The 20,676-nt window shown below is 71.5% G+C and carries 25 protein-coding genes; 13 read left to right on the plus strand and 12 right to left on the minus strand.

Going from position 1 to position 20,676, the window contains the following annotated elements:
* Positions 1-7: 7 nt before the first annotated feature.
* Genes C1M51_RS14960 through C1M51_RS14980 form a run of 5 tightly spaced genes read left to right on the plus strand, consistent with a single transcriptional unit; the run spans position 8 to position 3,295 of the window.
* Positions 8-568 carry a MauE/DoxX family redox-associated membrane protein gene (locus tag C1M51_RS14960; RefSeq protein ID WP_129450985.1) on the plus strand — a complete coding sequence of 187 codons (561 nt, stop codon included), beginning with the start codon at positions 8-10 and terminating at the stop codon, positions 566-568.
* Positions 565-1,161, plus strand: coding sequence for a methylamine dehydrogenase accessory protein MauD (mauD, locus tag C1M51_RS14965; protein WP_129450987.1), 597 nt, complete (start codon positions 565-567; stop codon positions 1,159-1,161). The genes C1M51_RS14960 and mauD overlap by 4 nt, the downstream gene beginning before the upstream one ends.
* A gap of 43 nt (positions 1,162-1,204) precedes the next feature.
* Entirely contained in the window at positions 1,205-1,762 is a 558-nt protein-coding gene (locus tag C1M51_RS14970) for a methylamine dehydrogenase light chain (RefSeq protein ID WP_129450989.1), read from the plus strand.
* Between the two features lie 28 nt (positions 1,763-1,790).
* Positions 1,791-2,273, plus strand: coding sequence for a cytochrome c (locus tag C1M51_RS14975; RefSeq protein ID WP_242499788.1), 483 nt, complete (start codon positions 1,791-1,793; stop codon positions 2,271-2,273).
* A 56-nt stretch (positions 2,274-2,329) separates the two neighbouring features.
* On the plus strand, positions 2,330-3,295 hold the full coding sequence (locus tag C1M51_RS14980; protein WP_242499789.1) for a helix-turn-helix domain-containing protein: 966 nt from the start codon (positions 2,330-2,332) through the stop codon (positions 3,293-3,295).
* A gap of 22 nt (positions 3,296-3,317) precedes the next feature.
* Here C1M51_RS14980 and C1M51_RS14985 read toward each other — a convergent pair whose 3' ends face one another.
* From C1M51_RS14985 to C1M51_RS15005, 5 genes are all read right to left on the minus strand, one after another.
* On the minus strand, positions 3,318-4,385 hold the full coding sequence (locus C1M51_RS14985; protein ID WP_129450994.1) for a PHB depolymerase family esterase: 1,068 nt from the start codon (positions 4,383-4,385) through the stop codon (positions 3,318-3,320).
* 31 nt (positions 4,386-4,416) lie between these two features.
* Positions 4,417-4,836, minus strand: a complete 420-nt coding sequence (locus C1M51_RS14990) for a CopG family transcriptional regulator (protein ID WP_129450997.1) — start codon at positions 4,834-4,836, stop codon at positions 4,417-4,419.
* Between the two features lie 76 nt (positions 4,837-4,912).
* Entirely contained in the window at positions 4,913-5,164 is a 252-nt protein-coding gene (locus C1M51_RS14995) for a hypothetical protein (protein WP_011830232.1), read from the minus strand.
* A gap of 10 nt (positions 5,165-5,174) precedes the next feature.
* Complete coding sequence (locus tag C1M51_RS15000) at positions 5,175-5,447, minus strand: hypothetical protein (RefSeq protein ID WP_242499790.1); 273 nt, start codon at positions 5,445-5,447, stop codon at positions 5,175-5,177.
* A gap of 90 nt (positions 5,448-5,537) precedes the next feature.
* Positions 5,538-5,930 (minus strand): tautomerase family protein, encoded by a 393-nt coding sequence (locus C1M51_RS15005; protein ID WP_129451001.1) that lies wholly within the window; start codon positions 5,928-5,930, stop codon positions 5,538-5,540.
* A 251-nt stretch (positions 5,931-6,181) separates the two neighbouring features.
* Here C1M51_RS15005 and C1M51_RS15010 point away from each other — a divergent pair, with 251 nt between their 5' ends.
* From C1M51_RS15010 to C1M51_RS15025, 4 genes are all read left to right on the plus strand, one after another.
* A complete protein-coding gene (locus tag C1M51_RS15010; RefSeq protein WP_129451004.1) occupies positions 6,182-7,045 on the plus strand; it encodes a pirin family protein in 864 nt (287 codons plus the stop codon).
* 256 nt (positions 7,046-7,301) lie between these two features.
* Positions 7,302-7,841 carry a Spy/CpxP family protein refolding chaperone gene (locus C1M51_RS15015; protein ID WP_129451006.1) on the plus strand — a complete coding sequence of 180 codons (540 nt, stop codon included), beginning with the start codon at positions 7,302-7,304 and terminating at the stop codon, positions 7,839-7,841.
* An 88-nt stretch (positions 7,842-7,929) separates the two neighbouring features.
* Positions 7,930-8,640 (plus strand): response regulator, encoded by a 711-nt coding sequence (locus tag C1M51_RS15020; RefSeq protein ID WP_129451009.1) that lies wholly within the window; start codon positions 7,930-7,932, stop codon positions 8,638-8,640.
* Positions 8,641-8,676: 36 nt separating this feature from the next.
* Positions 8,677-10,167 (plus strand): HAMP domain-containing sensor histidine kinase, encoded by a 1,491-nt coding sequence (locus tag C1M51_RS15025; protein WP_129451012.1) that lies wholly within the window; start codon positions 8,677-8,679, stop codon positions 10,165-10,167.
* Positions 10,168-10,188: 21 nt separating this feature from the next.
* On the opposite strand, the gene C1M51_RS15030 is transcribed toward C1M51_RS15025, so the two are convergent.
* From C1M51_RS15030 to C1M51_RS15040, 3 genes are read right to left on the minus strand one after another with little or no spacing between them, the layout of a single operon-like run.
* Positions 10,189-10,668 carry a DUF3717 domain-containing protein gene (locus tag C1M51_RS15030; protein ID WP_129451015.1) on the minus strand — a complete coding sequence of 160 codons (480 nt, stop codon included), beginning with the start codon at positions 10,666-10,668 and terminating at the stop codon, positions 10,189-10,191.
* Between the two features lie 22 nt (positions 10,669-10,690).
* Complete coding sequence (locus C1M51_RS15035) at positions 10,691-12,001, minus strand: tryptophan--tRNA ligase (RefSeq protein ID WP_129451018.1); 1,311 nt, start codon at positions 11,999-12,001, stop codon at positions 10,691-10,693.
* A 56-nt stretch (positions 12,002-12,057) separates the two neighbouring features.
* Positions 12,058-12,762 carry a hypothetical protein gene (locus C1M51_RS15040; RefSeq protein WP_129451019.1) on the minus strand — a complete coding sequence of 235 codons (705 nt, stop codon included), beginning with the start codon at positions 12,760-12,762 and terminating at the stop codon, positions 12,058-12,060.
* A gap of 125 nt (positions 12,763-12,887) precedes the next feature.
* Between C1M51_RS15040 and purN the strand changes: the two genes are divergently transcribed.
* A complete protein-coding gene (gene purN, locus C1M51_RS15045) occupies positions 12,888-13,517 on the plus strand; it encodes a phosphoribosylglycinamide formyltransferase (protein WP_129451022.1) in 630 nt (209 codons plus the stop codon).
* Positions 13,518-13,548: 31 nt separating this feature from the next.
* Here the strand turns inward: purN and C1M51_RS15050 are convergent, their stop codons facing one another.
* From C1M51_RS15050 to C1M51_RS15065, 4 genes are all read right to left on the minus strand, one after another.
* A complete protein-coding gene (locus C1M51_RS15050) occupies positions 13,549-13,983 on the minus strand; it encodes a universal stress protein (RefSeq protein WP_011830221.1) in 435 nt (144 codons plus the stop codon).
* A 119-nt stretch (positions 13,984-14,102) separates the two neighbouring features.
* The gene (locus C1M51_RS15055) at positions 14,103-14,981 is read right to left on the minus strand and encodes a sulfurtransferase (RefSeq protein WP_207207759.1); all 879 of its coding nucleotides are present in this window, start codon (positions 14,979-14,981) and stop codon (positions 14,103-14,105) included.
* 170 nt (positions 14,982-15,151) lie between these two features.
* Entirely contained in the window at positions 15,152-16,048 is an 897-nt protein-coding gene (locus C1M51_RS15060) for a DMT family transporter (protein WP_129451025.1), read from the minus strand.
* Between the two features lie 59 nt (positions 16,049-16,107).
* On the minus strand, positions 16,108-17,268 hold the full coding sequence (locus tag C1M51_RS15065; protein ID WP_129451027.1) for an aromatic ring-hydroxylating dioxygenase subunit alpha: 1,161 nt from the start codon (positions 17,266-17,268) through the stop codon (positions 16,108-16,110).
* Between the two features lie 269 nt (positions 17,269-17,537).
* Here C1M51_RS15065 and C1M51_RS15070 point away from each other — a divergent pair, with 269 nt between their 5' ends.
* The 3 genes from C1M51_RS15070 to dxs are packed head-to-tail and all read left to right on the plus strand — an operon-like array spanning position 17,538 to position 20,591.
* Entirely contained in the window at positions 17,538-17,798 is a 261-nt protein-coding gene (locus tag C1M51_RS15070; protein WP_129451030.1) for an exodeoxyribonuclease VII small subunit, read from the plus strand.
* The gene (locus C1M51_RS15075) at positions 17,795-18,688 is read left to right on the plus strand and encodes a polyprenyl synthetase family protein (RefSeq protein WP_129451032.1); all 894 of its coding nucleotides are present in this window, start codon (positions 17,795-17,797) and stop codon (positions 18,686-18,688) included. Before C1M51_RS15070 ends, C1M51_RS15075 begins: the two co-directional genes overlap by 4 nt.
* 7 nt (positions 18,689-18,695) lie before the next feature.
* Positions 18,696-20,591 (plus strand): 1-deoxy-D-xylulose-5-phosphate synthase, encoded by a 1,896-nt coding sequence (gene dxs / locus C1M51_RS15080; protein ID WP_129451035.1) that lies wholly within the window; start codon positions 18,696-18,698, stop codon positions 20,589-20,591.
* Positions 20,592-20,676: the final 85 nt, after the last annotated feature.

Below are 20,676 nucleotides of genomic sequence, written 5' to 3' on the forward strand. Positions count from 1 at the left end.
CTGCACCATGCCGTTTCCGCCGCTGTCCTTCGATCCGCTGCCGGTGTGGATTGCCGCCGCGGCGCTGGCCGTGCTGTTCGCGCATGCGGCCCTCGCCAAGTGGGCCGACCTCGCGCTGTTCGAGCAGCAGCTCTCGGTCTATGGGGTGCCGGCCGGCGGGCTGCCCGCGCTGGCCCGGCTGCTGCCGCTGCTCGAACTGTCGACGGCGCTGCTGCTGATGGCCGGTCCGTGGCGACCGCTCGGCGCGGGGCTCGCGGCCGGGCTGCTGCTGCTCTACGCCGGCGCGATGGGTTACCACCGCTGGCGCGGACAGGTGCTCGATTGCGGTTGCGGCGGCGAGCCGCTGCCGGTGTCGTGGGCGCTGGTGCTGCGCAACCTCGGGCTGGCCACGCTGGCGCTGTTCGCCGCCTCGGGCCTGGGCGCGCGGCCGATGGCCGGCGTCGACATGGCGGTGGTCGTTGCCGCCACGGCGCTGGCCGCCCTGCTGTATGCGGCGATGAATCAGCTGCTGCGCCACCGGGCCGGCAGGCGCGGTGTTCGATCTCTGTTCGGGAGCTCTTCCTCATGAATGCCTTGACGGTCTCCGTTGTCCTGTTGTGGGCCGCCGTGCTGGCGCTCGGCGTGATGCTCTGGGCGCTGTCGCGCCAGGTGGGCATCCTCTACGAGCGGGTGGCGCCGATGGGGGCGCTGGTCACCGACGCCGGTCCGCCGGTCGGCGCGCCGTCGCCGAGCTTCGCGTTGACCAGCCTGCAATCCGAGCCGGTCTCCGTCGGCGGTGTCCAGGGCGGGCCGACGCTGCTGTTCTTCCTCTCGCCGACCTGTCCGGTGTGCAAGAAGCTGATCCCGGTGCTCAAGGCGCTGCTGCGCGACGAAGGCCGCCGACTGCGCATCGTGCTGGCCAGCGACGGCGAGGCGCCGGCACACCAGAGATTCGTGCGCGAATACGGACTGGATGCGATGCCCTACGTGCTGTCGACCGAGCTGGGCATGAGCTATCGCGTCTCGCGGCTGCCCTATGCGGTGCTGCTGGACGCGCAGGGCGTGGTGGCGGCGAAGGGCCTGGTCAACTCGCGCGAGCAGTTCGACAGCCTGCTCAACGCCCACGAGATGGGCGTCCCGACGATCCAGCAGTACCTGAGCGGCACGTCGGCGGCGGCCTGAGCTGCGCGGCATTCCCGTCGTCGCCATCCACGGAGGACGTTTCATGCGCTGGCTCTTCAAGCTGATCGACCGCCACGCCGAGCGTGGTGTGCGCCAGGTCGCGCACCGGCACGGGCGGCGCAGCCTGCTCGCGCGCCTGGGCGTGGCGCTGGTCGGGGGCGCCGTGCTGCCGATGCTGCCGTTCGACCGCAGCGGACAGCCGTCCGGGGCCGCCCATGCCGCGGAACCATCGCCACGCAAGAAGGCCGTCAAGCCCGATCCGCGCGAGGACCCGCTGCAGTGCGAGTACTGGCGTTACTGCGCCTTCGACGGCTACCTGTGCACCTGTTGCGGCGGGTCGCTGACGCAGTGCCCGCCGGGCACCGAGGCCTCCAAGGTCAGCTGGATCGGCACCTGCCTGAACCCGCAGGACGGCCGCCAGTACCTGGTGTCCTACAACGACTGCTGCGGCAAGGGCTCGTGCGGCGAATGCCTGTGCAACAACAACGAGCGTGAGCGCCCGGGCTACCGGCTCGGCGTGCACAACGACATCAACTGGTGCATGGCCAACACCAGCCCGATGTTCCATTGCACGACGGCCATCATCGCCGGCGTGGCGTGACGACGGGCACCGCGCCCCGGCTCCGGTGATGCGGCTGCGTGGGTTCGCACTGGCGCTGCTCCTGGCGGGCGGCGCGTCCGTGCTGCAGGCGCAGTCGCTGGGTCGCCAGGCCGTGCCTCGCGCGCAGGCCGAATCGGTGGCCGTGACCACCAGCGTGCGCAGCCAGTACGTCGTGCATTGCGCCGGCTGCCACGGGCTGGACGGCGCGGGGTCGCGCATCGGCAACGTGCCCGACATGCGGCAGCTGGGCCATTTCCTGCGCCTGCCGGGCGGGCGCGAGTTCGTGATCCGCGTGCCCGGGGTGATGGGCTCGGGCCTGAACGACCGGCAGGTGGCCGACGTGACCAACTGGGTGCTGTCCACGCTGGCGGCGGCCTCGCTGCCCGCCGACCACGTGCCCTACGACGCGGCCGAGGTGCAGCGGGCGCGCAGCGATCCGCTGGTGGACGTGGCGGCGGCGCGCGCCGGGCTGCTCGAAGAGGCCCGCAGGCTCGGCGTGCCGCTCGACTGAGGCGCGCCGCGCACCGAGGCGACACACAGTCGCGCGGCGCCGTGCTACAAGAGCAGATGGCTCTCGTGCTGGATCACCAATCGGCCGACGTCGACGACCAGGCGCAGGCGCTGAGCGGTTGGCAGCAGCGCTACGAGCAACTCGGCCGCGGCCGCTTCCGGGGTTCGGCGCGGCAGGTGGTGATGGCCGGCGGCACGGTGCTGCGCGAGTCCACCAACCGCCAGTTGCGCGAGCAGATCCGGCCGCCCTCCGACTGCCTGGTGCTGGCCATCCCGCTGTCGGTCGCGCCCGGTTCGGTGTTTGCCGGCCGGCCGCTGGACGCCGATGCATTGATGGTCATCTCAGGCCACGAAGAGTACGAGCTGGTGGCGGCCGGTGAACTGGACCTGCTGGCGCTGTCGGTCGAACGACGGCGGCTCGGCGGCATGCTGGCGCCCGAGGAGATCGAGTGGCTGGCGCGGGCCGAACGCCAGCGGCGCTGGGCGCTGACCCCCGACACCGCCGGCGCGGTGCGCAGCCAGCTGCTCGCCGTGTGCTCGGCCGCCGGCCGCTGCGCGCCCGGTGCGGTGATCGACCTCGAGAACGAGCCGGCGCTGATCGGCGCCACGCTCGCGCACACGGTGGCGCTGGCGATGTCGGGCGGCGGCGCCGACCGCGGCGCGGTCGGCATCCCGCGGCGTGCCGATTCGCGGCTGCGGGTGGTGAAGCGCGCCATCGAATTCATCCGCGCCAACCTGCAGGAGGACATCGGCATCCCCGAGATCTGCGCGGCCGCCTGCGCCAGCCGGCGCAGCCTGCAGTACTGCTTCGAGGAGTTCCTGCACACCACGCCGCAGGCCTACCTGCGCGCGCTGCGCCTGAACGAGGCGCGGCGTCGCCTGAAGCAAGCGGGCGATCAGCCCATCACGCTGCTGGCGTGCGCCATGGGCTTCAGCAGCGCAAGCCATTTCACGCGCCACTACAAGCTGATGTTCAGCGAGCTGCCGTCGCAGACGCAGCGGCGGCGCACGCGCGACGCCTGAGGCCGCAGCAGACGGCGAGCCCTTAGCGCGCCGGCGGCGGCAGCGTATGGGTGCGGAAGAAGCGCAGCATCTCCGCGCTCGCATCCGGGCCCTGGGCGTCGGTGTACGAGCCCTGCGTCGAGCCGCCGGCCCAGGCGTGGCCGGCGCCGTGCACGACCCAGTGCTCGGCGATCACGCGACCGTCGGCATCGCGGTAGCGGCGCTGCGTGTACTCGCGGCCGTTGGCACTGCGCGCACGCTGGCTCTCAGGCGTGCCGCGGCCGGCGCGGGCGGCGACCGCGCGCTCGCCGTTGAACGGATGCACGGTGGCATCGGCATCGCCGTGGAACACGATGGTCGGCACGGCGGTGCTCCTGGCGATGCTGCCGGTGCCGCTCTTCATCGCCGCGAGCGCCGAAGGCAGGTCGGTCGCTGCGCCGGCCGGCAGACCCGAATGCACTCCGACCGCAGCGAACAGGTCGGGGTAGGCGTCACCGAGGATGGCCGCCATCGCGCCGCCCGCCGACAGGCCGGCCACGTAGACGCGCTGGGGGTCGATGCCGTAGCGCCCCATCACCTCGCGCGTCATCGCAGCCAGCATCGCGGGCTCACCGCGATCGCGCTGCTGGTGGTTGTGCTTGAACCAATTCCAGCAGCGCGACGCATTGGCGCGCTGCGTCTGCGCGGGATAGAGCACGAAGACGCCGTGCTCGCGGGCCGCGTCGTTCATGCCGGTGCCGGCCGCGAAGTCGTCGGGGTTCTGCGTGCAGCCGTGCAGCATCACCACCAGCGGCAGCGTCTGTCCTTGCCAGATCGGTGGCACGAAGAGCCGGTACTCGTGCGTACCGTTCGCGTCGGTGTGGCTGCCGGCGATGAACCGACCGCCGGGCACGCTGGCCGACACCGGCGGCTGCATCGGCGGTTCGGGTTCGACCCGGCGCGCCTCGACGTCGATCACCAGATCATCGTCGTCGGATGCGGTCGGCGCCTCGGCGGCGGTCGCCGAACCCTTGCCGAGCGCGGCGCGAATCGAAGCGGTGGCGCGCCGCAACTCGCCGGCCCGCGTGAGGCGGGCGGCCTCGGTCATCAGGCGCTGGAAATCGGGGTGCATGGGCTTCCTGGGTCTCGATGGTTCGCACGCATCAGCGGATGCGCGGGGCGAGCGCGGCCTTGACGGCCGGGCTGGCGTGCAGCGCACCCAGCACCACCACCGACTCGACGGTGGCCAGCGCGAGCTCCGGTGTCACGTCGGCGGTGAACGATGCGAGGCCGAGCACGCGGATCTGCAGCGTCTGGCCCGCCGCCTGCACGGCGCGCAGGTCGCTGGCAGTGAACTGCTGGATGCCCAGCACCAGTGTCTTGCGGGCCACGGCCTGCTTCAGCACGTCGGCATGGCCGGCGAGCTGGTTGCGGACCGCGGTGCGGATCAGGTCGGTGCGGTTGGCGTAGAAGCCGTCCTGGACGAGCAGGTCGATGTGACCGAGGTCCACATAACCGATGTTGACGGTGACCTTCTCGTCGAGTGGCTTGGTCGCGGAGGAGAGTTGGCGTCGTGCGGGCATTCCACCATCCTAACACCATCCACTTGGATGGTGTTAGGATGGTGTTAAAAGGGGGAATCGCCTGCGAGTGCCGCCTTCAACTGCCGACGGACTCTGCGCTCTCCTGGGCCGCACGGCGGCCTGCATCCATGGCGAAATGGAGCGCGGAGCGCGCATCCTTGAAGCGGTGGCCGCCGGCAAGGCGCTCGTCGCGGAACACCGCCACCGGCTCGCCGCTCAGCCCGCGCACCCGCATGACGACGACCGCGGCCAGGTAACCGCCGCCGGGGGCGTCGAGTGCCCCGCCGTAGATCCTGAAGTCGCCGCAGTCGCGCTCGTCGAAATGCATGTGCCGTGCCTCAGTTGCGCTCGGGCAGGAGGGACAGCACGGCAGGCACCGTCTCGGCGCTGTCGAACTGGGCCGCTCGCGCGGCGTGCAGGGCCCGCACGTCCCCGACCCCCGGCAGCACGGTGTCGGCGCTGCAGATCGGGCACACGGCCGTGGTGTCGTCGTGGACCCAGGCCACCACGTCCTCGGGCTTGAAGCTACCCAGGCACGAATAGCAGCCGGCGATGGCGGATCGCGCCAGGGCGGCGCGGTTGTTGAAGGATTGGAGGTGGGTGTAACTCATGGCGTCTAGCCTAGGGGCCGTCCAGGGCAGGGGCCATCCCGCTAGAGGGGGAGAAGCTGGGGTGTTCGGGCCCAGCCTGCCGGGCATCGCTCAGCCGGGCGCAGGCGCGTACTGCATCTCGCCGTTGCCGAAGGACCAGTTCTCCTTGGCGACCTCGATCAGGTTGATGAAGACATCCTGTCGGCGCACCCCCAGCCTGGCGTGCAGGTCGTCGGCAATGCGCTTGTAGAACGCCTTCTTCAGCTCGATGGACCGGCCCTGGTTCAGCGTGATCTGGATAAACACGATGCCCGGCGAATACTCGACACCCAGATAGCTGGCCGGGAACACCAGTTCGCCCTGACCGTGTCGGGCGATGATCTGGAACTTGTCGTCAGCGGGCACGTTGATCAGGTCGGTCATGGCAGCGTAGATCAGCTGACCGATGTCGCGTCCCAGCGTCGGTGGGGCGTCATGCGAAATGTCGATTCGAACGAGTGGCATCGTGTCCTCGCGGAGGTTCGGGGTGAAGGGGATGGCAGGGCGCTGCAACGGCGACGGCCGGTCGGCCTCACTGTGTCACAGGCGGCAGTTCGCCGGCGGCCTGGGGTTGTGGCGAGTCCGTCAACCGGGGCTTGAAACGGGTCCGGCGCCGGTTCCCTCCGGTCATTGAAGCCGCTTGAACCCTGCGTGCAGATTCGATGCGTTGCAGGCAGGCCGGGCCGCCCCAAACTCCTGCTTCAAGGAGATCCACCATGAAGCAGCTTTCGTTCGTTCGGCGCAGCCCGGGGCGCCATTGGGTCGGCGACGGTTTTCCGGTGCGCAGCATCTTTTCGTACAACGACCTCGCGGAGCCGATGTCGCCTTTCCTGCTGCTCGATCATGCGGGCCCGGTGGAATTCGAGCCCACCACCCGGCGGCTCGGTGTGGGCCGGCATCCGCACCGCGGCTTCGAGACCGTGACCATCGTCTACGCCGGCGAGGTGGAGCACCGCGACTCGACCGGGGCCGGCGGATCCATCGGCCCCGGTGACGTGCAATGGATGACCGCCGGCCGCGGCATCGTCCACGAGGAATTCCACGGCCGCGACTACGCGCGTCGCGGTGGCCCGTTCGAGATGCTGCAGCTGTGGGTCAACCTGCCCGCGAAGGACAAGCGCGTGGCGCCCGCTTACCAGGGGATCACGGCGGCGCAGATCCCGCACGTGGAACTGCCGGACGCTGCGGGCACGGTGCGCGTGATCGCCGGTGAACTGCAAGGCGTGGTGGGGCCGGCGCGCAGCTTCAGCCCGATCAACCTGTGGGACCTGCGACTCGTGGCGGGCCGGCCGGTGCGGCTGAGCGTCCCGGCCGGACACACCACGGCGCTGTTCGTGCTGAAGGGCGCGCTGCGGGTGGACGGCAGTGACACCGTGGTCGGCGAGGCGGAGCTCGCCGTGCTGGAGCGCGAGGGCGACACGCTGCAGATCGAGGCCGTGGCGGATGCGACCTTGCTGCTGCTCGGCGGCGAGCCGCTGAACGAGCCGGTCGTCGGGCAGGGACCGTTCGTGATGAACACGCCCGCCGAGATCCGGCAGGCCTTCCTCGACTACCAGAGCGGGCAGTTCGGCCGCCCATGAAAAAGGTGGACAGCGCACGGCGCTGTCCACCGCAAGGAAGCCGTCAGCGGGAGGAGGGGAGACGGGAGGAGAGACGGCTCCGTACGCTCAATGTAGTGCGCCTGCGTGCGGCGGTCTGTAGGAGAACGGCTCGACCGGCGCTTCAAGCTAGGGCCCCCGGCGCTACACAGATCTTTACCGCCTGCGCAAGCGCGCTTCACCCCCGCGTCCGACCATGCATGCACCCCCTGAGGGGTTTGCATGGAAAGGACGCACGATGAACAGCGACTCTCTCATTCCCCGCGGTCTGCGCGGCGTGATTCTCGGGACGGCGATCGCGCTGGCCGGTGGCGCGAGCCTGACGGCCTGGGCCGTGCCCGAGGGCGCGCCGGCCCGCCCGGCCGCGCACGGCGGTCCGCACGGCGGACCGGGCTTGGTCTGGGGCGCCTCGCCACGCCAGCTCGAGCGCCTGCTCGACAGCGTGAAGGCGACCGACGCGCAGCGCAGCCAGATCCGGCAGATCGCGCAGGCCGCGGCCGCCGACCTGAAGGCGCAGCGCGAGGCTGGCAGGGACCTGCGCGAGCAGCAGGCCCGCCTGTTCACGCAGCCGACCGTCGATGCGCAGGCCGTCGAGGCACTGCGCCAGCAGATGGTGGCGCAGCATGACCAGGCCAGCCGGCGCATGAGCCAGGCCCTGCTCGACGCCAGCCGCGTGCTGACGGTGGAACAGCGCGTCCAGCTCGCCGAGCGCATGAAGGCGCGCCACGAACGCATGGAGCGCCACCACCGCGCGCCGCCGCCCGAACCCAAGGGCTGACGCGGCGGCCGGCGGGACCGGCCCGGCCTGCCGGGTCGGTCCCGCTGTTCTATCCTCCGGAGCCTGGGCTCCCTCGCCTCGCAAGACCATGAGTGCTCGACTGCTGCTGATCGACGACGACTCCCGCCTCACCGCGATGGTGGGCGACTACCTGCGCCAGGCCGGCTACGAGGTCGAGGTGGCGCCGACGCTGGACTCCGGCCGCACGCGGCTGGAGCGCGAGCTGTTCGATGCGCTGGTGCTCGACCTGATGCTGCCCGACGGCGACGGCCTCGACCTGTGCCGCGAGCTGCGCGCCGCGCCGCGCACGCGCGCGCTGCCGCTGCTGATGCTCACCGCGCGCGGCGAGCCGATGGACCGCATCGTCGGCCTCGAGCTCGGTGCCGACGACTACCTGCCCAAGCCCTTCGAGCCGCGCGAGCTGCTGGCGCGCGTCAAGGCCCTGTTGCGCCGCGCCGCGCCGAGCGGGGGCGACGGCGACGTGCTGCGCTTCGGCCGCCTCGAGGTCGACGCCGGCGGTCGCCAGGCCCGCCTCGACGGCAAGCCCTGCGACCTGACCAGCTACCAGTTCGACCTGCTCCAGGTGCTGGCCAACGCGCCCGGCCGCGTGCTGTCGCGCGACCAGATCATGGACGCGCTGAAGGGCCACGCGCTCGAGGCCTTCGACCGTTCGATCGACGTGCACATCTCGCGCATCCGTGCCGCCATCGAAGACGATCCCAAGACGCCGCGCCGCATCCTCACGGTGCGCGGCGCGGGCTACGTGTTCGCGAAGAAGCAGGATGCCGAGGCGGCCTGACCGGCGTCGCGCCCGCGCAGCAGGACGGGCCGGCCGGTGAAGACGCTCTACCTGCGCATCTACCTCACCGTCGTGGCGGTGCTGCTGCTGTTCGCGCTGGTGTCGGGCTGGCTGCTCCAGCGCAACATCGAGCATGAGCGCATCCGGGTCGAGGCGAGCGGCAACGAGCGCCTGATCGCCTGGGGCGAGCTGCTGCAGAACGCGCTGCCGGCGGTCGACGCACCGCGTGACGAGCAGAGCCAGGCCTTGCTCGAATGGTCGTCGCGCTTGCGCATGCCGCTGGCGCTGGATGACGCACAGGGCCGGCGCATCGCCACCTCGCAGGCCTTCGCCCGCTGGATCGACGGCGGCGTCGGGCCGGACGGGCCGGTTCCGCCCGACGAGCTGCGCCCGCCGCCGCCCGAGGGCGTGGAACCGGCGCCGCCCGGCCGCCCGCGCGAGGCGCGCCGCCCGCGCCCCGACGACCGCCTGCCCGACCTCGTCGAGCGCCGCCCGCCGCAGCGCGTGGCGCTCAGCGACGGCCGCACGCTGTGGGTGGTGAGACCGAGCATGCTGCGTCCGGGCGGGCGCGGCCCCGACGGCCGGCTGCTGGTGCCCGAGCCGCCGTTCTTCATGCGCGGCGTCGGCCTGCTGCTGACGCTCGGCGTGCTGTTCGTGGCCGTGGCCGGCGGGGCCTATCCGGTGGTGCGGCGCCTGACACGCCGGCTCGAGACCCTGAAGCGCGGCGTCGAGACCTTCGGCGCCGGTGAACTGCACCACCGCGTGGACGCCACCGGCCGCGACGAGATCGCCGCGCTGGCGACGAGCTTCAATGCGGCCGCCACGCGCATCGAGTCGCTGGTGCAGGCCAACCAGTCGCTGCTGGCCAACGCCAGCCACGAGCTGCGCTCGCCGTTGGCACGGCTGAAGATGGCCTTGGCCATGCTCGACACCACGCCGGCCGAGCGCCGCGGTGCGCTGAAGGACGAGATCGAGCGCAACATCCGCGAACTCGACGCGCTGGTGGAGGAGGTGCTGCTCGCCAGCCGGCTCGATGCCCGCCACCCGCGCTCGCGCGACGGTGTCGACGAGCGGGTGCGCGATCCGGTCGACGTGATCGCGCTCGCCGCCGAGGAAGCGGCGCGCGTCGACGCGGTGCTCGAGCTGCCGGACGAGGCCGACCGCGCCGCGGCAGTGCCCGCCACGCTGCTCGGCGACGAGCGCCTGCTGCGCCGGGCGCTGCGCAACCTGCTGGAGAACGCCCGCCGCTACGGCGGCGCCGGGGCGCCGGAACTGCAGCTGCGCCGCGTCGGCGAGTGGCTGGAACTGAGCGTCAGCGACCGCGGTCCGGGTGTGCCCGCATCGCAGCGCGAGCGCATCTTCGAACCGTTCTACCGCCTGCCGGGGCATGCCGAGCAGGCCGGCGGCGTGGGGCTGGGACTCAGCCTGGTCCGGCAGATCGCCCAGCATCACGGCGGCGACGTGCATTGCGAGCCGCGCGCGGGCGGCGGCAGCCGTTTCGTTCTCCGCCTGCCGATCGCGCCCTGAGGCGCCTCGGCGGCGAGCGGCTCAGGCCGCCGCCGGCGGCGGCCTGGCGCCCGGAACTTCAGCGGCCGGGCTCGCGGCCCGCGCGGCTGTCGCATCGACCTCGTGCGCACGTTCGGCATAGCGGTTGAATCGCCAGGCCGTGGCCTCCATCGTGATGCGCCGCCAGGTGGCCCGCTTCGCGGCCGGGCTCAGCGCCGGCCAGTGCTGCACCTCGTCGAAGGTGCGGCCACAGCCCTTGCAGACGTCGTCGCCCTGGCTGGTGGAGCAGATCGCGATGCACGGCGCGTCGGGCGTGCTGGCGTACCACCCGAGCCAGGCGGCCTTGGCCTTCGCCGGCATGGTGGCCTCGTCGCATTCGCTCTCGCGGTAGTAGACGAGCAGCGCATACACCTCGGCCAGCGCGCGCACCTCGGCGCAGGCGGTGATGCCGTCGGGCGACGGCGAGCGCTCGCGCCACCAGTTGATGGCCGACTCGATGTCGGTGATGTGGATGCCGGCCATGGCCGCGTCCTGTGTCGTGCGGTCAGGCTTGCGCGGCGACCAGCGCGCTCAGCGCGGCTTCCACTTCGGCCGCGTCGACACCTTCGCCGCGCTGCACCGGCGCCTCGGCCAGCGCCGCCGCGCCCTCGGTCTTCAGGCGCTTCACCCAGCCGCCGGCCTCGCGGCCCTCGGCCAGGCCGGCGCTCTGCAGGAGCACGCGGTCGTCGGCCGCCGTGAGCTTGAAGAAGAACAGCCCGTTCTCGCGGTACTGCTTGAATTCGGGCAGCGCCTTGCCGGCCGCGCGTGCCGGCGCCTGCTTCGCGGCCGGGCGGCTCACCGCCACCATCGCGCGCAGGCCGACCGCGTCGCGCAGCTCGCGCATCAGCGGCAGCGCCACCGCGCGGGCCTTGCGAGCGCCTTCGAGCAGGGCTTCCTCCACGCGCTCGGGGTGGGCCATCAGCTCCTCGTAGCGGGCCCGCATCGGGCCCACGTGCGACTCGATCAGCGCCACGCTGCGCGCCTTGGCCTCGCCCCAGGCAAGTCCGGCGCGCAGATCGGCGCGCAGCGCGGCACGCTGTTCGGTGCTGGCGAAGGCGTCGTGGATGGTCACCAGCGAGGAGCCGTCGGGATCCTTGGCCTCGCCAGGCAGCCGCGAGTCGGTGACGATGCGCGCCACCGCTTCCTTCAGCGCCTTCGGGCCGCCCTCGAACAGCGGGATGGTGTTGTCGTAGCTCTTCGACATCTTGCGGCCGTCGAGGCCGGGCAGCGTGGCCACGTCCTCCTCGACCTCGGCGCGCGGCAGCACGAACAGCTCGCGGCCACGGCCGAACAGGTGGTTGAAGCGTTGCGCCACGTCACGCGCCATCTCGATGTGCTGGACCTGGTCGCGGCCGACCGGCACGCGGTGGGCGTTGAACAGCAGGATGTCGGCCGCCATCAGGATGGGGTAGCTGTACAGGCCCATCGAGATGTTGGCGTCGATGTCCTCGCCGGCGGCCTCGTTCGCGTCGGTCGCGGCCTTGTAGGCGTGGGCGCGGTTCATCTGGCCCTTGGCGGTCACGCAGGTCAGCAGCCAAGTGAGCTCGGTGGTCTCGGGGATGTCGCTCTGGCGGTAGAAGGTGACGCGCTGCGTGTCCAGCCCGGCGGCCAGCCAGGTGGCCGCGATCTCCAGCCGCGAGCGCTCGATGCGGTCGGGCTCGTCGCACTTGATCAGCGCGTGGTAGTCGGCCAGGAAGAAGAAGCTCTCGACGCCGGATTCGCGGCTCGCGGCGATGGCCGGCCGGATCGCGCCGACGTAGTTGCCCAGGTGGGGCGTGCCGGTGGTCGTGATGCCGGTGAGGACACGTTGCGTCATGAGGGGCTCTTCCAGGAACTCGTCGGGTCGCGGATTCTAGGCAGCGCCCCGGCGCCTCAGTCGTCCATGCGCGTGCGCAGCCAGGCGGTGGCGATCAGCAGCAGCGGCACGAAGGTCTCCAGGCCTTCCTCGTGCAGATGGGACAGCGCGGTGGCCGTCCAGCCGAGCGGGCGGTGGTATTCGTCGGCCATCACGGCGGGCAGGCGGTCGAACACCTTGGACAGCACCAGCAGGCCGCCCGCCAGCACGACCAGCCGGCCCCAGGGCTGGCGGTAGAGGCGCCGGCGCAGGAAGGCGAGGGTGTTGTAGCCCAGGCCGGCCAGCACGGTGCCGAGCACGCCGAGCGCGATGAGGCCGCCAAGCAGCTTCTGCAGCGTCGTGACCTCGTGCCCGCGGTAGAAGTTGATCTTCAGGAAGCTGACGCCGCCGAACACCGCCTGCTTGTGCAGGTCGAGTTCGCGCGCGCAGAACAGCAGGCTCACCGCGGCCAGCAGCAGGGTGTGGCGGTTCAGGCCGCCGGTGGCGAGCACCACCACCGCGAGCAGCAGCCAGGCGAACACGCTGGTCCATTCCAGCGGACCGTCCTCCGAGGTGAGCCAGTCGACCATCGCCTGGTCGCCCGACAGCGCGATCGCCACGAGCCACAGCACCATCGCCGCCAGCAGCGCGACCGTGACGATCTCGGCGCGGCTGATCGGCGCCCAGGTGTGCGACGACAGGGAGAGCGAAGAGGGCAGCGAGCGCCCGGGGACAGCGTTCATGGCGTGGGAGCGTGGGGTGGGTCGCGGGATGCTGCAACGAGCAGCCCGGAGGGCCTGTCGCCGAGGCGTCGTGGGCCGGGCCCTGATTATCGGCGGCTTGCGATACCCGCCTACACTGCCGGCCCATGAAGCGCATCGTGATCCTGATCTCCGGCCGGGGCTCCAACATGGAAGCCATCGTCGAGGCCTGCGCCGCGCAGTCCTGGCCGGCCCGGATCGCGGCGGTGATCAGCAACCGCGGCGATGCCGCGGGCCTGGACTACGCTGCCGCGAGGGGCATTGCGACGGCGGTGGTCGAGCACCGCACCTACGCCGACCGCGAGGGCTTCGACGCCGCGCTGGCACAGGCCATCGATGCGCACGCACCCGACGTGGTGGTGCTGGCCGGCTTCATGCGCATCCTGACGGCGGGCTTCGTGCAGCGCTATGCCGGCCGCCTGCTCAACATCCACCCGTCGCTGCTGCCGGCCTTCACCGGCCTGCACACCCACCGGCGCGCGATCGAGGCCGGCTGCAAGCTGGCCGGCGCCACCGTGCACTACGTGACCGCCGAGCTGGATCATGGCCCGATCGTCGCGCAGGCGGCGGTGCCGGTGCTGCCCGACGACACCGAGCAGACGCTGGCCGCCCGCGTGCTGGCCAGCGAGCACCGGCTCTATCCGATGGCGGTGCGCTGGGCGGTCGAGGGGGCCCTGCGGATCGAGGCCAACGGCGTGGTGCGGCAGCGCGACGGCGCCGCGCAACTGCTGCTCTGAACTCCGCCCGGGCCGCAGCCCGGGCCTGCGCTCAGCGCACCACCAGCACCGGGATCGCGGTGTGCGTCAGCAGCTTCTGGGTCTCGCTGCCCAGCAGCAGCGCGCTCATGCCGCGGCGGCCGTGCGAGGCCATCACGATCAGGTCGCAGCCGCGCTGGCTCGCGTGCTCGATGATGGCCTCGTAGGGGTGCAGCGCCTCGATGGTGTAGGTCTCGCAGCCCAGGCCGGCGGCCTGGCAGGCGGCGGCGACCTGCTGCACGCGCCGCTGCGCGATCTGCTCCTGCGCGTCGAAGTACTCCTGCGGCGCCACCGGCTGGATCTCGCTGATCGCGCTGTAGGGGAAGGGCTCCTTGACGCTCAGCGCCTCGATCTTCGAACCCAGGGCCTTGGCGAGCGACACCGCGGTGGCGACGGCCTTGCCCGTGACGTCGCTGCCGTCGGTGGGAACCAGGATGCGTTGGTACATGGCGGCCTCCTTGGCTGAGGAAAGGGACGAGCGCATCTTGCGCCCGTGCCCAGCCCCTGATCTTGCCGAGGATCAAGCTTTGCGTCGAGCCTGCCCGCGGGCGCGGCGCGGACTTCCGCTCAGCCGCGCGCCACCGGGCGCGCCGGATCGGCGCACCACTCGCTCCATGAGCCCGGGTAGAGCGCGGCGCCGGGCAGCCCGGCCCGTTCCATCGCCAGCAGGTTGTGGCAGGCGGTGACGCCGGAGCCGCACTGGTGCACCGTCTCGGCCGGCGGCCGGCCGGCGAGCAGCGGCAGGAAGGCGGCATGCAGCACCGCGGGCGCGAGGAAGCGGCCTTCGGCGTCGAGGTTGTCCTTGAACGGCCGGTTCAGCGCCCCGGGGATGTGGCCGGCCACCGGGTCCAGTGGTTCGACGTCGCCGCGAAAGCGCTCCGGCGCCCGCGCGTCGATCAGCCGCACGCGACCGAGTCCGGCCTGCAGCGCGACGGCATCGACCGTCGGAACCAGCGAGGTCGCGGGTACGTAGGGGAGCCGCGCCGCGACGGCCGTCGGCGTCTCGCTCTCCAGCGCGCCGCCGACCGCGCGCCATGCGGCGAGCCCGCCGTCCAGCACGGCGACCTCGCGGTGGCCGAGCCAGCGCAGCATCCACCACGCGCGGGCGGCGAACATCGCGCCCTGCCGGTCGTAGACCACCACCGGCGTGGCCGGGGCGATGCCCAGGCGCGTCAGCGTCGCGGCGAAGGCCTCGCGCGTCGGCAGCGGGTGGCGGCCGCGGAAGCGGCCGTCGGCGGCCGGCGCGTGGTCGGCCAGGTCGCGGTCGAGGTGCAGGTAGTGGGCGCCGGGCAGGTGGCCCTCGCGGTAGCTGCGTTCGCCGGCCGCGGCATCGGCCAGGTCGAACGAGGTGTCGACCACGACGGTCTGCGCGCCGGCGGCGAGCCGCTCGCGCAGCGCCACGGCCTCGATCAGTGGCAGGGGTAGGGCAGATGCAGCATCATTCAACGCACTTCTCCTTGTAAGCGACTCAGGGCAGCGCGCGGCCGCCAGCGTGCCTTGCAGGCCGCGCCGAGCCAGTGGCTCGGCCGCTCGCCAGGCACACAAGCTCCACCGGAGCTTGTGTGTCCGGGCTCGCCCCCCTGGAGGGGGAGCGCCGAAGGCGCAACGGGGGTGGTTCACGTCTCCAGGGTCGATTGCACTGCATCGCGCGGTGCCGCGCGGTTGCGCAGCTGCGTGGCGGCGATGCCAGCGGCCACCACCAGCGCCATGCCGCCCAGCGCCATCGGCGTGATCGGGTCGTCGAACAGCAGCGCGCCGAACACGAAGGAGTAGACGATGCCGAGGTACTGCAGGCTCGCGTTCACCAGCGGCCGCCCGGTGGCATAGGCGCGCGTCATCAGCAGCTGGGCCGCGGTGGCGAACCCGCCCACGGCCAGCAGCATCAACGCGGCGAAGGCATCGGTGTGGGCGGTGAAGCCGCCGGTGGGCAGCGCCGTCAGCAGGCCGGCGGCCATGCCGCCGACCGAGAAATAGAACACCACCCGCGGCTCCGGTTCGCCGGCCCGGCCGAGCGCGGTGACCTGCAGGTAGGCCACCGCCGACAGCAGGCCCGACAGCAGCCCCATCAGGCCGTACCAGAGCTGGTCGCGCTCCATCGTCGGCCGCAGGATCAATGCCACGCCGATGAAGCCGACCAGCACGGTCGCGATCAGCCGGCCGTCGGTGCGCACGCCGCCGAGCATGATCGCGCCGCCGATCAGGAACAGCGCCATCCACACCGAGGACATGTAGTTCAGCGTCATCGCGGTCGCCAGCGGCAGGCCGGCGATCGAATAGAACCACAGGCTGAGTGCAGTGACGCCGCTGGCGCTGCGCCAGAAGTGCATCGCCGGCACCGGCGTGCGCACGCTGTCGCCGCGCCGGTGCAGCAGCGCCGCCATCGACAGCGCGCCGATGAGCCCGCGGTAGAACACGATCTCGCCGGTGCCGTAGTGCGCCGAGGCGTACTTGACGCACACGCTCATCGCCGCGAACAGCAGCGTGGCGAGCATCATCAACAAGGAGGCAGGCATTGCGCGGGTCCGGAACCGGAAGGCGGGCCGCGCCGGGCGGCCCTGGGGCGGCGCGGCGGTCAGCGCGGCAGCGCGATGCGCCGCCGGTACCACTCGTGGAAGTGCTGCATGCCGTCTTCCATCGGGCTCTGGTAGGGGCCGAACTCGTCGTCGCCGCGCCGCCACAGCGCCTCGCGCCCGGCGTCCATGCGCAGCGCGATCTCGTCGTCCTCCACGCAGGTCTCCATGTAGGCCGCCTGCTGCGCCTCGACGAACTCGCGCTCGAACGCGGCGATCTCCTCGGGATAGAAGAACTCGACCACGTTGAGCGTCTTGCGCGGCCCCTGCGGGACCAGCGTCGAGACCACCAGCACATGCGGGTACCACTCCAGCATCACCGTCGGGTGGTAGGTCAGCCAGATCGCGCCGTGCTTCGGCGGCGCGCTGTCATGGGCGTCGCGGCGGTAGTTCAGCAGCGCCTGGTGCCAGCGGCCATACACATCGGAGCCCGGCTTGCCGAGTGCCTCGCCGGCATGTTGCGCCACGCCCACGGTCTGCAGCGAGTACTCGGGCCCCATCTGCCAGCGCAGGTCGTCGCAGGCGACGAAGTTGCCGAGCCCGGGGTGGAAGGGGCCGACGTGGTAGTCCTCGAGGTAGACCTCGATGAAGGTCTTCCAGTTGTAGTCACACTGGTGCAGGTGCACACGGTCGAACACATAACCCGAGAAGTCGAACTCCGGTGGCAGCGCGAGGCCGGCCAGGTCGGCGTGCACGTCGCGACCGACCCGCTGGCCGCTCACCTCCCGCGGCGCCTCGAACAGCAGCCCGTTCCACTGCTGCACCGGGTAATTGTTCAGGTGCAGGCAGGGATCGTCGGGGAAGTGCGGCGCGCCGACGAGCTGGCCCGACAGGTCGTAGGTCCAGCGGTGCAGCGGGCAGACGATGTGGTTCTTCGTGTTGCCGCGTCCGCGCAGCATCACCGCCTGGCGATGGCGGCAGACGTTGGAGATCAGCTCGATGCCCTGGGGCGTGCGCACCAGCGCCCGGCCTTCGCCTTCCTGCAGCAGCGCATGGTGGTCGCCGACCTCGGGCACCGAGAGCGCATGCCCGAGGTAACGCGGGCCAGGTCGGATGATGAGCTCCTCCTCGCGGCGGTACAGATCCTCGTCGAAATAGCTCGACACGGGCAGCTGCGCGCGGCTGCGCCCGAGGACTTCGCGGGTGATGCTCAGGTCGGACATGATCCGAGGGGTCTCCGATATCCGGTGCCGGCCGTCGGTGACGGCTTGGGCGCCACGCCGTCACGGCGACGGCAGGGGCACCTGCGTGCTGCAGGGGGGAGAGGGGATTCTATCGGTCTCTGCTCCGGGAGCCGGGCCTGGCGCGGTCCGATGGCCGCAATCCCTAGGGCCATTGCGCGGTGGAGCCTGTGGGGGCGCCTCACAAATGCTCACGCACCCCGGCATGGCTTGACGCCCGGCTGACTACAATCAGGTTTTGACGCGATCACATGGCCAAGCAAGCACACGCCAGCGGGCCCAGCCCCTCGATTCCTGACGCCGAACCCGCCAGCTACGAGGCGGCGCTGGCGGAGCTCGAACAACTGGTCGCGGCCATGGAGGCCGGCCAGTTGCCGCTCGATCGCCTGCTCGACAGCTACCGCCGCGGCGCGGTCCTGCTCGGCTACTGCCGCGGACGCCTCGAAGCGGTGGAGCAGCAGGTGCAGGTGCTCGAGGCCGGCGAACTCAAGCCCTGGACCACGGCGGCATGAAGCGCGACGAATTCGACGCCTGGTCGCGCGACCGCCTCGAGCAGGTCGAGGCGGCGCTGGAGCGCTGGGTGCCGGCGCTGGCGCCGGCCGGCCTGGGCGACGCCATGCGCTACGGCGTGCTCGACGGCGGCAAGCGCCTGCGTCCGCTGCTGGTGCTGTCGGCGGCCGAGGCCGTCGGTGCGACCGACAGCGAGGCCGCCCTGCGGGCCGCCTGCTCGGTGGAACTGATCCACGCCTACTCGCTGATCCACGACGACATGCCCTGCATGGACGACGACGTGCTGCGCCGCGGCAAGCCCACCGTGCACGTGAAGTTCGGGCAGGCGCAGGCCATGCTGGCCGGCGACGCGATGCAGGCCCTGGCCTTCGAGGTGCTGACCCCCGAGGACGAGAGCGTGCCGCTGGCGCTGCAGGCCCGCCTGTGCGGACTGCTGGCCCGTGCGGCCGGCCAGGACGGCATGGCCGGCGGGCAGGCGATCGACCTGGCCAGCATCGGCCGGCCGCTCGACGAACACGCGCTGTGCGACATGCACCGCCGCAAGACCGGCGCGCTGCTGCAGGCCAGCGTCCTGATGGGCGCGACCTGCGGCGATGCGAGCCCGCAGGCCCGGCTGGCGCTGGCCGAGTACGGCGCGGCGCTCGGCCTGGCCTTCCAGGTGGTCGACGACATCCTCGACGTCACCCAGGCCTCCGCCACGCTCGGCAAGACCGCCGGCAAGGACGCCGACCAGAACAAGCCCACCTACGTGACCGTGCTCGGCCTGGGCGCGGCGAAGCGCCGGGCCGAGACGCTTCGCGAGCAGGCCCAGGCGGCGCTGGCCCGCAGCGGCCTGCCCGACGCGGCCTGGCTCAGCGTGCTGGCCGACAAGGTCGTCGAGCGCGATTGCTGAACCGTCCATGAAGTCCTATCCCTTGCTGTCCACCATCGACCAGCCGGCCGACCTGCGCGGCCTGTCGCGCGCCGAGCTCAAGCAACTGGCGCAGGAACTGCGCGACCACGTGCTGACCAGCGTGTCGCAGACCGGCGGCCACCTGTCGAGCAACCTCGGCACGGTGGAGCTGACGATCGCGCTGCACCACGTCTTCAACACGCCGCAGGACCGGCTGGTGTGGGATGTGGGCCACCAGACCTATCCGCACAAGATCCTGACCGGCCGTCGTGACCGCATGGCCGGCCTGCGCCAGCTCGGTGGCATCAGCGGCTTCCCGCGCCGCGACGAGAGCGAGTACGACACCTTCGGCACGGCGCACTCGTCGACCTCCATCTCCGCCGCGCTCGGCATGGCGCTGGCGGCCAAGATCAAGGGCGAGGATCGCCGTTCGGTCGCGATCATCGGCGACGGCGCCATGACCGCCGGCATGGCCTTCGAGGCGCTCAACAACGCCGGCGTGTCCGGCGCCAACATGCTGGTGGTGCTGAACGACAACGACATGTCGATCTCGCCGCCGGTGGGCGCGCTGAACCGCTACTTCGCGCGGCTGATGTCCGGGCGCTTCTACAGTGCCGCACGCCAGGGCGCCAAGAGCGTGCTGAAGAACGCGCCGCCACTGCTCGAGCTGGCGCGCCGTTTCGAGGAGCACGCCAAGGGCATGATCGTGCCCAGCACCATCTTCGAGGAATTCGGCTTCACCTACGTCGGCCCGATCGACGGCCACGACCTCGACTCGCTGATCCCGACGCTGGAGAACCTGCGCGACCGCAAGGGCCCGCAGTTCCTGCACGTGGTCACGAAGAAGGGCTACGGCTACAAGCTGGCCGAGGCCGACCCGGTGGCCTATCACGGCCCGGGCAAGTTCAACCCGGCCGAAGGCCTGAAGAAGGCGGCTCCCGGCAAGCCCACCTTCACCCAGGTGTTCGGCCAGTGGCTGTGCGACATGGCGGCGAAGGACACGCGCCTGGTGGGCATCACGCCGGCCATGCGCGAGGGCTCCGGCATGGTGGAGTTCGAGCAGCGCTTCCCGGACCGCTACTTCGACGTCGGCATCGCCGAGCAGCATGCCGTGACCTTCGCCGCCGGCCTGGCCTGTGAAGGGCTGAAGCCGGTGGTGGCGATCTATTCCACCTTCCTGCAGCGCGGCTACGACCAGCTGATCCACGACGTCGCGATCCAGAACCTGCCCGTCGTCTTTGCGCTCGATCGGGCGGGCATCGTCGGCGCCGACGGCGCCACGCACGCGGGTGCCTATGACATCGCCTACGTCCGCTGCGTGCCCAATCTGAGCCTGATCGCGCCGGCCGACGAGAACGAATGCCGCCAGGCGCTGACCGCGGCCTTCGAGCAGCAACACCCGGTGGCCGTCCGCTATCCGCGCGGCGCGGGCGTCGGCGTGGCCCTCCAGCCTGAACTGACCGCGCTGCCCTGGGGCCGCGGCGAACTGCGCCGCGAGGCGCGCGGCGGCGGCCGCCGGATCGCGATCCTGGCCTTCGGTACCTTGCTCTATCCGGCGCTGGCCGCGGCTGAGAAGCTCGATGCGACGGTGGCCAACATGCGCTTCATCAAGCCGCTGGACACCGAGCTGGTGTTGAGCCTGGCGCGCAGCCACGAGGCCCTGGTCACGGTGGAAGAGGGCTGCCTGCAGGGCGGCGCCGGCAGCGCCGTGCTCGAGGCGCTGCAGGCCGCCGGCGTCAACCTGCCGGTGCTCACGCTGGGCCTGCCCGACGAGTTCGTGGAACACGGCGACCCCGCCAAGCTGCTGGCGCAGCTGGGCCTGGACGCCGCCGGCATCGAGCAGAGCATCCTCAAGCGCTTCGGCGCCAAGCTCGAGCTGGTGCGGCCGGCGATCAACGGCTGACGGCTATCGCCGCCATCGAGGCGACAAGGCCCCTGTCGCCCTTGCAACAGCTGCGTCTGATACAAACTGTCATGCTCGCGAACGA

The organism is Methylibium sp. Pch-M, from assembly GCF_004136295.1.
Lineage (GTDB): Bacteria > Pseudomonadota > Gammaproteobacteria > Burkholderiales > Burkholderiaceae_C > Methylibium > Methylibium petroleiphilum.